11 protein-coding genes and 1 pseudogene are annotated in these 10383 nt (G+C 53.0%); 7 read left to right on the forward strand and 5 right to left on the reverse strand.

Translation table 11 applies throughout. The features are described from left to right. The first annotated feature begins 55 nt into the window (after window positions 1–55). Both priC and rsmS read left to right on the forward strand, forming a co-directional pair. Entirely contained in the window at window positions 56–586 is a 531-nt protein-coding gene (gene priC / locus F7Q90_RS03770) for a primosomal replication protein PriC (protein ID WP_006117925.1), read from the forward strand. A 76-nt stretch (window positions 587–662) separates the two neighbouring features. Next, the gene (gene rsmS, locus F7Q90_RS03775) at window positions 663–818 is read left to right on the forward strand and encodes a pleiotropic regulatory protein RsmS (RefSeq protein WP_006117926.1); all 156 of its coding nucleotides are present in this window, start codon (window positions 663–665) and stop codon (window positions 816–818) included. Here the strand turns inward: rsmS and acrR are convergent. Then, window positions 815–1453, reverse strand: a complete 639-nt coding sequence (gene acrR, locus F7Q90_RS03780; protein ID WP_006117927.1) for a multidrug efflux transporter transcriptional repressor AcrR — start codon at window positions 1451–1453, stop codon at window positions 815–817. The genes rsmS and acrR overlap by 4 nt on opposite strands. 142 nt (window positions 1454–1595) lie before the next feature. On the opposite strand from acrR, the gene F7Q90_RS03785 reads away from it, so the two are divergent. The 4 genes from F7Q90_RS03785 to ykgO all read left to right on the forward strand — a co-directional run bounded on the left by F7Q90_RS03785 (window position 1596) and on the right by ykgO (window position 6929). After that, entirely contained in the window at window positions 1596–2798 is a 1203-nt protein-coding gene (locus F7Q90_RS03785; RefSeq protein ID WP_006117928.1) for an efflux RND transporter periplasmic adaptor subunit, read from the forward strand. 16 nt (window positions 2799–2814) lie between these two features. Then, window positions 2815–5973 carry a multidrug efflux RND transporter permease subunit AcrB gene (locus tag F7Q90_RS03790; protein ID WP_006117929.1) on the forward strand — a complete coding sequence of 1053 codons (3159 nt, stop codon included), beginning with the start codon at window positions 2815–2817 and terminating at the stop codon, window positions 5971–5973. A 549-nt stretch (window positions 5974–6522) separates the two neighbouring features. Beyond that, the gene (locus F7Q90_RS03795) at window positions 6523–6777 is read left to right on the forward strand and encodes a type B 50S ribosomal protein L31 (RefSeq protein WP_006117930.1); all 255 of its coding nucleotides are present in this window, start codon (window positions 6523–6525) and stop codon (window positions 6775–6777) included. An 11-nt stretch (window positions 6778–6788) separates the two neighbouring features. Continuing rightward, the gene (gene ykgO, locus F7Q90_RS03800) at window positions 6789–6929 is read left to right on the forward strand and encodes a type B 50S ribosomal protein L36 (protein WP_006117931.1); all 141 of its coding nucleotides are present in this window, start codon (window positions 6789–6791) and stop codon (window positions 6927–6929) included. Window positions 6930–6986: 57 nt separating this feature from the next. Here ykgO and F7Q90_RS03805 read toward each other — a convergent pair whose 3' ends face one another. The 3 genes from F7Q90_RS03805 to F7Q90_RS03815 are packed head-to-tail and all read right to left on the reverse strand — an operon-like array spanning window position 6987 to window position 9382. Then, complete coding sequence (locus F7Q90_RS03805) at window positions 6987–7865, reverse strand: metal ABC transporter substrate-binding protein (RefSeq protein ID WP_006117932.1); 879 nt, start codon at window positions 7863–7865, stop codon at window positions 6987–6989. Window positions 7866–7877: 12 nt separating this feature from the next. Then, the gene (locus F7Q90_RS03810; protein WP_006117933.1) at window positions 7878–8717 is read right to left on the reverse strand and encodes a metal ABC transporter permease; all 840 of its coding nucleotides are present in this window, start codon (window positions 8715–8717) and stop codon (window positions 7878–7880) included. Then, entirely contained in the window at window positions 8714–9382 is a 669-nt protein-coding gene (locus F7Q90_RS03815; protein WP_006117934.1) for a metal ABC transporter ATP-binding protein, read from the reverse strand. The genes F7Q90_RS03810 and F7Q90_RS03815 overlap by 4 nt, the downstream gene beginning before the upstream one ends. A 350-nt stretch (window positions 9383–9732) precedes the next feature. Here F7Q90_RS03815 and F7Q90_RS03820 point away from each other — a divergent pair, with 350 nt between their 5' ends. After that, window positions 9733–10074, forward strand: coding sequence for a hypothetical protein (locus tag F7Q90_RS03820; RefSeq protein WP_006117936.1), 342 nt, complete (start codon window positions 9733–9735; stop codon window positions 10072–10074). 160 nt (window positions 10075–10234) lie between these two features. On the opposite strand, the pseudogene F7Q90_RS03825 reads toward F7Q90_RS03820, so the two are convergent. Continuing rightward, a pseudogene (locus F7Q90_RS03825) lies at window positions 10235–10383 on the reverse strand (IS630 family transposase); the annotation flags it as partial.

The raw sequence follows: 10383 nt of genomic DNA on the forward strand, positions 1-10383 counted from the left end.
CTGCCACCCAGTGCGTTTTCCGTTGCATGACTTTAGCATACCTGCGTTGGGCGCAATGAGTAAGCATCCGACGCGGCAAAGGCTGCATCACTGCCTTCTCACCTTGCGCCAGGCCATCCACAGCCATCCCGACGGCGAGTGTCGCTCGCCGCGTTTTGACAACCAACTCTTTACGATGAAAGGGACCCGACTGGCCGATTATCTGCAGGAAATTGAGCACAACTATCAGCGCCTTTGTCAGGCCGGCGAGGATGTGGAACGTAGCCAGTGGCTGGCGGGTCATCTGGTGGACCAAATCGCCGCCCTGCAGCGTGAAGCCAGTACCCAGCAACTTCGTAGCCGCGCAGAACGTGCCCGGCCTTCCGCCCGTCAGCAAAAATATCTGGAATACCGGGAATATGAGCGTCGACTACAGGCGATGATCGACCAGCGGGAGCAACGGCTGGCGCTGGCAGAAACCTTTGCCGTTCAGCAGCAGTTGAAAAAAGACCTGGAGGTACTGGAAGGCCGTATGGCACGCTGCCGGCAGGCGATCCGCTCGGTGGAGTGGGCAATGTCACTGTCAGACAGCCCGTTTAGCAGTTAATGCGCTATCTTTGCAAGACCGCCATCGCAGGATGGCACGCTTATCAGGCCCATGATACAACGTCGCAGGAGGAATGATGTCCCTGGAAACGGCCCCCGAAGAGGTCAAACTGGCGGTAGATTTGATTCAGCTGTTTGAAGAACACCAACTGTCGGTGGAAACGGTGTTGTCCGCCCTGGCCATTGTTCAGCGCGATTACGAAAAGAAACGCGACGAACAGCGCAAAGACTAAGCCTTTTTTGCCAGCGTCGGACTTAAGCGCAACATATCAATCAGGGCATCCACCAGTTCGGGAGCATCGGCAACCAGATCGAATTTGCCAGGCGTAAAAAGCCAGCTTTCCATCATGCCATTGACATAGCTGCGCATGATTAACGCCGCCTGTCGGGTCTGGAACGTTTCTGGAAGTTGCCCGGCATCAATGCACTGACGCAGTACGTCTTCAATTTCGTTGTAACGCTCAAGCAACAGACTTTGCTGGATACTTTTTACGGCAGCCATTTCCCCGACAAATTCGCATTTATGAAAGATGATTTCCATCAACGCACGGCGCTGCGGATCGCGCGCAGTCGCCTGAAAGATATAGACCAGCATCGCCCGTAAAATGGAGAGTGGATCACCGGGGTATTTTGTTTGATACTCAAGTTTCACTTCATTAAGCCCGGCATCGCCGCGAAGCCATATTTCGTTCAACAAATCGGCTTTGTTTTTGAAATGCCAGTAGATAGCGCCACGGGTTACGCTGGCTGCAGAAGCGATGTCCGCCAGGGAGGTGGCTGAAACCCCCTCTTTCGAAAACAGAGCAAGGGCGGCGTCCAGAATTTGATGCCGGGTTTCAAGAGCTTGCGCTTTGGTTTTTCGTGCCATAGGGGACTTTTTTTACAAACAGATAAGTTTACATACATTTGTGAATGTATGTACCATAGCACGAGCTAAAATAATACGCAGCAATGGGTTCATGGCTTTGTGATCCATTGATCATTTGATATCGGACTCTAGAGGTTTATTTATGAACAAATTCAGAGGGTTAACGCCTCTGGCGGCCGTCCTGATGCTCTCAGGCAGCTTTGTGTTAACAGGATGTGACGGAAATAAATCCGACCAAGCCGCCCAACAACAGCCGCCGGAAGTCGGTGTTGTCACCGTTAAAAGTGAACCCCTAAAAATTTCGACCGAACTGCCTGGCCGTACCCTGGCTTACCGTATTGCCGAAGTGCGTCCGCAGGTTTCCGGTATCATTCTGAAGCGTAACTTTATTGAAGGCAGTGAGATTAAAGCCGGTGAATCGCTCTATCAGATCGATCCCGCGACCTATCAGGCGTCCTATGACAGCGCCAAAGCCGATTTAGCGAAAGCAGAGGCTAATGCACGTATAGCGCAACTGACGGTCAATCGTTATAAGCCGCTGCTTGGCACCAAATATATCAGTCAGCAGGACTACGATAATGCCGTCGCCACCGCGGCACAAAACAATGCGGCCGTTCAGGCCGCGAAGGCTAACGTAGAAACCGCACGCATTAACCTGGCGTACACAAAAGTCTCTTCGCCTATCAGTGGCCGCATTGGTAAGTCATCCGTTACAGAAGGTGCGCTGGTACAAAGCGGGCAAACCACAGCGCTGGCCACGGTACAGCAGTTGGATCCGATGTATGTCGATGTTACCCAGTCGAGTGAAGATTTCCTGCGTCTGCGTTCAGAACTGGAGTCCGGTCAGCTGAAACAGAACGATGGCAAAGCCAACGTTACCCTGCTGATGCAGAATGGTAAAAACTATGCTCAGCCGGGTACGCTGGAGTTCTCGGATGTGACCGTTGATCAAACCACCGGCTCGATCACCCTGCGCGCGATCTTCCCTAACCCTGATAAAGCCTTGCTGCCAGGGATGTTTGTACGTGCCCGTCTGGATGAAGGCACCAATCCAAACGCCCTGCTCGTTCCTCAGCAGGCGGTAACGCGCACACCAACCGGTGACGCCTCTGTCATGGTGGTCGGCGCGGACAACAAAGTTGAAGCACGTAAGATCAAAGCAGCCCAGGCTATTGGCGATAAATGGCTGGTAACAGAAGGTCTGAAAGCGGGCGAGCGTGTGATCTTTACAGGTCTGCAGCGTGCAAAACCGGGTGCACAAGTTACACCTAAAGAAGTCACAGACGATGCAAAAGCCGCAAAAGGTGATCCCTCTCAGGCCCAGTCTGCTAAAACATCGTCCTAACAGGAGCCGTTGATACATGGCTAAGTTCTTTATCGATCGCCCAATCTTTGCGTGGGTGCTGGCTATTATCGTCATGCTGGCGGGCGCGTTATCGATTATTAAATTACCGATTGAGCAATATCCCAATGTTGCGCCACCGGCCATTGAGATTCAGGCCAACTACCCTGGTGCTGACGCGAAAACGTTGCAAGACTCGGTGACTCAGGTCATCGAACAAAACATGAACGGCATTGATGGCCTGATGTATATGTCATCAAGCAGTGATTCCTCGGGTGCTCTGACGCTGACTATCTCCTTCCAGTCAGGGACTGACGCGGATATCGCGCAGGTTCAGGTGCAGAACAAACTGCAGCTGGCAATGCCACTGCTGCCTCAGGAAGTGCAACAACAGGGGATTCAGGTTAAAAAATCCTCCAGTAGCTTCCTGATGGTAGCGGGTTTCATCAGCGATGATGGCAGCATGACGCAGAACGATATTGCTGACTATGTTGCCTCTAACATCAAAGATCCTATCAGCCGTACGCCTGGCGTGGGTGATACCCAAGTCTTTGGTGCGCAGTACGCGATGCGCATCTGGATGGATCCGAGTAAGTTAAATAACTATCAGCTGACGCCGGTTGATGTGATCAATGCACTTAAAACCCAGAACGCCCAGGTGGCTGCCGGTCAGTTAGGCGGAACACCGCCGGTACCGGGACAGCAGCTGAACGCCTCGATTATTGCGCAAACGCGTCTGACCTCCACCAAAGAGTTTGGCAACATTCTGCTGAAAGTGAATAACGATGGCTCTCAGGTGCGTCTGCGCGATGTGGCACAGATCGAACTGGGTGGTGAAAACTACGAGATCATTGCGCGCTATAACGGTAAGCCTGCGTCCGGTATCGGTATCAAACTGGCGACTGGCGCTAACGCCCTGAATACCGCCGAAGCCGTTAAAGCCGAGCTGGCTAAGCTGCAGCCTACGTTCCCGGCGGGAATGAAGGTCGTTTATCCTTACGACACCACACCGTTCGTTAAAATTTCTATTTTCGAAGTGGTGAAAACACTGATGGAAGCGATTCTGTTGGTGTTCCTGGTGATGTATCTGTTCCTGCAAAACTTCCGAGCCACGCTGATTCCGACTATTGCCGTCCCGGTTGTGTTGCTGGGGACCTTCGCCATAATCGGCGCCTTTGGTTACTCGATAAACACCCTGACGATGTTCGGGATGGTGCTGGCCATCGGCCTGTTGGTGGATGACGCCATCGTGGTGGTCGAGAACGTCGAGCGCGTTATGGTGGAGGAAGGACTGCCACCGAAAGAAGCGACCAAGCGCTCGATGGAGCAGATTCAGGGCGCACTGGTCGGTATTGCCCTGGTGCTGTCAGCGGTCTTTATTCCCATGGCTTTCTTTGGTGGATCGACCGGCGTGATTTATCGTCAGTTCTCCATCACCATCGTGTCGGCCATGGCGCTGTCAGTACTGGTTGCGTTGATTCTGACGCCCGCACTCTGCGCCACTATGCTCAAGCCGGTGAAAAAAGGCGATCACGGTGCCACCAAAGACTTCTTTGGCTGGTTCAACCGCCTGTTTGACAAGAGTACGCATCACTATGTTGACAGCGTAGGTCACATCGTTCGCGGTACGGGTCGCTATCTGCTGCTTTATCTGCTGATTGTGCTGGGAATGGCGTTCCTGTTCCTGCGTCTGCCTTCATCGTTCCTGCCGGAAGAAGATCAGGGCCTGTTACTGGCTCAGGCTCAGCTCCCTGCCGGTGCTACACAAGAGCGCACGCAGAAAGTGCTGGATCAGGTTTCTGATTACTTCCTGACGAAAGAAAAAGACTCGGTGAAATCTGTCTTTACCGTTGCGGGCTTTGGCTTTGCGGGCCGTGGACAGAATACCGGTATTGCCTTCGTCAGCCTCAAGCCGTGGGATGAGCGTACCAGCAGCGACATGAAAGTACCTGCGATCCAGGGACGTGCAATGCAAGCGCTGGCGCAAATTAAAGACGGTATGGTCTTTGCGTTTAACCTGCCTGCCATTATCGAGTTAGGTAACGCGACCGGCTTTGACTTTGAACTTATCGATCAGGGTAACCTGGGACATGAAAAGCTGACGCAGGCGCGTAACCAGCTGTTTGGCATGATCGCACAACATCCGGATACGCTGGTCGGTGTGCGTCCCAACGGTCTGGAAGATACGCCGCAGTTCAAACTGGATATCGATCAGGAGAAAGCCCAGGCGCTGGGTGTCTCACTCAGTGATATCAATACCACGCTGGGCGCATCCTGGGGCGGCTCTTACGTTAATGACTTCATTGACCGCGGTCGTGTGAAGAAAGTCTACGTGATGGGTAAAGCTGATGCGCGTATGCTGCCTGACGACATCAATAAGTGGTATGTCCGAAACAGCAACGGCGAGATGGTGCCCTTCTCTGCCTTCTCATCAGCACGCTGGCAGTATGGTTCACCGCGTCTGGAACGTTACAACGGTTTACCGTCTATGGAAATCCTGGGGCAGGCAGCCCCCGGCAAGAGCTCCGGTGATGCCATGAACCTGATGGAAGAACTGGCTTCGAAACTGCCGTCGGGCATTGGCTTTGACTGGACCGGGATGTCCTATCAGGAACGTCTGTCGGGTAACCAGGCACCTGCCTTGTATGCCATTTCACTGATCGTCGTGTTCCTGTGCCTCGCGGCCCTGTATGAGAGCTGGTCCATTCCGTTCTCGGTCATGCTGGTGGTTCCGCTGGGCGTGGTCGGTGCATTGATCTTTACGACCTTGCGCGGACTGAGCAATGACGTTTACTTTGTCGTGGGGTTACTGACCACTATTGGCCTCTCGGCGAAGAACGCCATCCTGATCGTGGAATTTGCGAAGGACCTGATGGAGAAAGAAGGCAAAGGGCTGGTGGAAGCCACGCTTGAAGCCTGCCGTATGCGTCTGCGTCCTATCCTGATGACCTCACTGGCGTTTATTCTGGGCGTACTGCCGCTGGCCATCAGTACCGGTGCCGGCTCTGGTGCACAGAATGCGGTCGGTACGGGCGTCATGGGCGGGATGGTGACCGCGACCGCGCTGGCCATCTTCTTCGTACCGGTATTCTTTGTGGTGGTGCGTCGTCGCTTTGGTAAAAACAAAGCCGAGATCGAAAAGGGTCATCCCGTCGATCACCCTGACCACTCGCATTAATCTGTAAACTAAAAGGCCGCATCAGCGGCCTTTTTTAATGCCTCACGCCGTCTCTTTTTTGACAGCCGCAGGGATTAACCGCTGCCACGATGACACTGGCTTGTATTATCGCGATAACTTCCTGTTCACTCGGGGTGAACGCTGCCTTCCTCACCCTCTTTTACATTCAGGTTGGTCACGCCCGGCGCGCTCCCGGATGACCTGACGAGTCACTTTGCTTCTTTTCGGTCTTAACCGGTTCACGCTGATTTCACACCCGCTTCTTTCTCTTGTTTCTGCCCGGCTTCTTACCCTCTCGTCAGACTGCGCTGACATGTCACGCGGCTGACAAGCATGTCTGAAGCCACTTTGTCTTTGCTTCAGCGCAATCCTGTCTGCCTGAAGCACGGTCTGCCCTGCGCCTGTTCTCAGTCAGCGACAGCGTGCTATCCGTTGTACGGTTTGCCCGCCATCGCCGCCCCGCTGTTTCCCCTGGGTTTTACAGGGTTGCATTCATATCGGCCACGGCGCATAATATTGTTATATTATAACATTACATTGGTGAGAAGTATGAAAGCGAATATTCATCCCCCCTATCGTGCCGTGGTGTTCCATGACACCTCGGCTGATGTCTTTTTCAAAATCGGTTCAACAATCAAAACCGACCGTACCGTTGAGTTTGAAGGCGAAACCCTGCCGTATGTGACGCTTGATGTCTCCTCGGCCTCTCATGTGTTTTACACCGGTAAGCAGAAAGACTTTACCAAAGAAGGCAGTACCGCGCGCTTTAATCAGCGTTTTGGGCGTTTTCTGGGTCGGAAATAAGCGAGGGCAACATGCAGGTACTCAGCTCACTCCGTTGCGCAAAGCGTCGCCATCGGGATTGCAAAGTCGTTCGGCGTAAAGGCCGTATCTATGTCATCTGCAAAACGAATCCGCGCTTTAAAGCCGTGCAGGGAAGAAAGAAAAAACGTTGATGTGTCGTGAACCTTAGCCGGACTGTCTCTTTCGAGCCATTCCGGCTTTTTTTATGCTTAGCGCATGCTCTTGAGCATCACGTCAACGTTGTGTTTAAACGCGGCTTCATAGGTCGGCGCCGGTCCGGACGCGGTGGACAGCGCTTCCGGATAAAGCTCACCACCCGGCTTCGCGCCTGTCGCGCTGGCAATCTGCTTCACCAGACGGGGATCGGTCTGATTTTCCATAAAGTAGGTTTTGATATGCTCCTGCTTAAGTTGGGTGATCAAACTGGCTACATCGCTGGCGCTGGCTTCCGCTTCGGTGGAGAAACCAACCGGCGCAAGGAACGTGACACCATATCGTTGCCCAAAGTAACCGAAAGCATCATGGCTGGTCAGCACCTTACGTTTTTGCTGCGGAATGGCGGCAAAAGAGGTTTTGGCCCAGGCGTCCAGCTTTTGCAGTTGCTGAATATACTTTTCGCCGCGCTGACGGATATCTTCAGCGTCCTGGGGATCGGCCTTGATTAACGCATTCATTACGTTTTTGGCATAAATGGTGCTGTTATACATGCTGTTCCACGCATGGGGATCGGTAATGGTTTTGCCATCCTCTTCCATCGTGCGGGTTTCAATCCCTGTCGAGGCCACTACGGGCTCCCCTTTATAACCTGAGGCCGTCACCAGACGGTTCATCCAGCCCTCCAGACCAAGTCCGCTGACAAACACCACATCGGCTTTTGCCAGCGCTTCGCTGTCCTGCGGCGTCGGTTCGAAAGTATGGGGATCGCCATTGGGCCCGACCAGGCTTTTAACATGAACATGATCGCCGCCAATTTGTTTGACGATATCGGCCAGCACGGTAAAACTCGCCACCGCATCGATCGTTTTCGCCATGGTGAAGGGGCTGACGACTAATGCACCGATTGCCAGACTAATGGGTAATATCTTCATCGCTACCTCTGATTAATGGCGGCGCAGAATGCCACCGCACGGCCCTGTTAAGATGGAGAGAAAAAACAACATTGCGGCACTCAACACCACCGCCGGTCCGGCCGGCAGTGAAAAGTGCCAGGAAAGGACTAACCCCGTAAATGCCGACAGGACAGCCATCAACATGGCCGCGCCCAGCATCAGCACCAGATGACGGCTCCAGAATCGCGCGCTGGCGGCAGGCAACATCATCAGCCCGACCGACATCAGCGTGCCCAGCACCTGAAAACCCGCCACCAGGTTAAGCACCACCAGCGTCAGGAAAATACCGTGCACCAGTGGTGCGCTCCATTTACCTTGCGCACGCAGGAAATCCGCATCAAAAGCGTCAATGACCAGAGGGCGATAGATCACCGCCAGCATCAAGAGGGTAAACGCGGCGATGCTGCCCACCACGATCAGGGCCGGGTTGTCCACCGCCAGCAATGAACCGAACAGGACGTGAAGCAGATCCACGCTGGAACCGCGTAGTGACACTAACGTCACGCCCAGCGCCAGCGAACCCAGATAGAAGCCGGCAAAACTCGCATCTTCTTTCAGTGGCGTATAACGGCTGACCGCACCGGACAATAACGCCACCGCCAGCCCCGCTATCAGCCCACCCACGCCCATCGCAACAAGGGATAAGCCTGAGATTAAATAGCCAATGGCGGCACCGGGCAGTACGGCATGGGATAACGCATCACCGATCAGGCTCATGCGCCGTAAGGAGAGAAAGACGCCCAGCGGGGTGGCACTGAATGCCAGGGCAATACAGGCCACCAGCGCCCTGCGCATAAAGCTGAATTCAATAAAAGGTTGAATAAGCGTCACGGGGCAATGCTCCGTAACGGCGTCATAGCAACCGCACTGCGCTGATGCGATCCCTCATCCATTGGCAGCACATCCGTAAAATAACGTTCAACTAACGGACGGTCATGCAACACGACCAGCAGCGTCGTGCCCGCCTGCTGCTGCTGCTGCAGAATTGACATCAGTAACGCCACCGTTTTGCTGTCAATGCCGTTAAAAGGCTCATCCAGCAGCCACAAGCGACTACGTTGCAGCATGAGCCGGGCAAACAGGACACGCTGTAGCTGGCCGCCAGACAATGTCGCGGGCTGAGCATCCGCATAATCACGCATCTGCACCGCATCCAGCGCGGCGTTTATCTCATTGCGCAGTGCCCGGTTAATGCCGCCAAACCAGCCACAGCGCGGCCAGCAGCCAATAGAAACCAGCTCAAACACGGTGAGCGGGAAACGCGTTTCCAGTTCGCTACGTTGCGGCAACCAGCCCACTTCACGGCGCGAGATCCGCACATCACACTGCCCGCTTACCGGGGGTAATAATCCGGCGATCGTCTTTATCAGGGTAGATTTACCGCTACCGTTGGCACCGATTAAGGCAGTCATACTGCCCTGCGCCAGTTCTGTTGTCACAACGGGCGTGACCGCGCGTCCCTGATAACCTGCCTGCAAATGCCTGAACGTTATCACGGCTGCATTACCCACCACATCGCCAGCGCCAGTACGGCGATTAACATCAATGCCACCAACAGCCGTCCACCGAGTGACATCAGCAGTCCACTTTGATTCATCACTACACCAAAAATGTTATAACATAACAACCATCATACCCGATGTTGTCCGCCCACTGGCACGGCAATGTGTTTCAAAAAATAAACCAGGGCACAAATTGCCCGTATAAGGCCCAATAAGAAGCAGCAGTGAATCAATCACTTGCTTAAATGAGAGCATCACAGATGCAATATTGCTGAAGAGGGGGACTTGCAAAGCGACAAAAGAACATCAATGATGGGTCTGAAGACATTTATTATGAGTACGCTATGTCAGTAAGCATTGAATGTGATGTTGCGCAGAATGAAACGGATTGCGTAAAATTAGCTACAATCATTGAACGGAATATTCTCAAAATAACAGAATCTCTGGTTGGCGATTTGCAATGGTATTCCGCAAACGCTCAGTTAGTACCAGACAGTTTAAAAGTTATTGATGTTCAGATGACCGGACCGAATAGATTTAAGTTACTTTACGATTTCCAGTGGAATTTATTTAATCCTTGTCTGGATTTAAATGAAACCATTACGCAAAATGAACAAGTCAGTTTTCATATCGGCCCTGCCGCGCTTGTGTTTGAGCCCATTGAGAATCACCGTCCCTCACCCTGAGATGAATTGTAATATTTAGTAATGGAGGTGAGCAGAACTAATGATTTTACACTATCCTTAATGCAGTCCGTTAATTATAAGCCCAACCACCACTTCCTGGCCGCTTCACCGAACCTGGCCGCATTGCGGTAACTTTGCTAAATAACTGATCCTAATACCGCTACACTTTAGCCAGCCCATGTTTTCCCCCGGGGAATGGGCTGACGGTATTCATAAAGTGATGGACCTTTTTCAACAGTTGCCACATTGAACTGCACTGGTGATTTCGGGTTATTGTCTCATGAAGCGCCTGCCACAACCGTTCGACAT

The sequence above is a fragment of the Pantoea stewartii subsp. stewartii genome, from assembly GCF_008801695.1.
Taxonomy (GTDB): domain Bacteria; phylum Pseudomonadota; class Gammaproteobacteria; order Enterobacterales; family Enterobacteriaceae; genus Pantoea; species Pantoea stewartii.

Coding starts and splice junctions, on each gene's coding strand:
- priC (WP_006117925.1), top strand. CDS start 56: ATGAGTAAGCATCCGACGCGGCAAAGGCTGCATCACTGCCTTCTCACC.
- rsmS (WP_006117926.1), top strand. CDS start 663: ATGTCCCTGGAAACGGCCCCCGAAGAGGTCAAACTGGCGGTAGATTTG.
- acrR (WP_006117927.1), bottom strand. CDS start 1,453: ATGGCACGAAAAACCAAAGCGCAAGCTCTTGAAACCCGGCATCAAATT.
- F7Q90_RS03785 (WP_006117928.1), top strand. CDS start 1,596: ATGAACAAATTCAGAGGGTTAACGCCTCTGGCGGCCGTCCTGATGCTC.
- F7Q90_RS03790 (WP_006117929.1), top strand. CDS start 2,815: ATGGCTAAGTTCTTTATCGATCGCCCAATCTTTGCGTGGGTGCTGGCT.
- F7Q90_RS03795 (WP_006117930.1), top strand. CDS start 6,523: ATGAAAGCGAATATTCATCCCCCCTATCGTGCCGTGGTGTTCCATGAC.
- ykgO (WP_006117931.1), top strand. CDS start 6,789: ATGCAGGTACTCAGCTCACTCCGTTGCGCAAAGCGTCGCCATCGGGAT.
- F7Q90_RS03805 (WP_006117932.1), bottom strand. CDS start 7,865: ATGAAGATATTACCCATTAGTCTGGCAATCGGTGCATTAGTCGTCAGC.
- F7Q90_RS03820 (WP_006117936.1), top strand. CDS start 9,733: ATGTCAGTAAGCATTGAATGTGATGTTGCGCAGAATGAAACGGATTGC.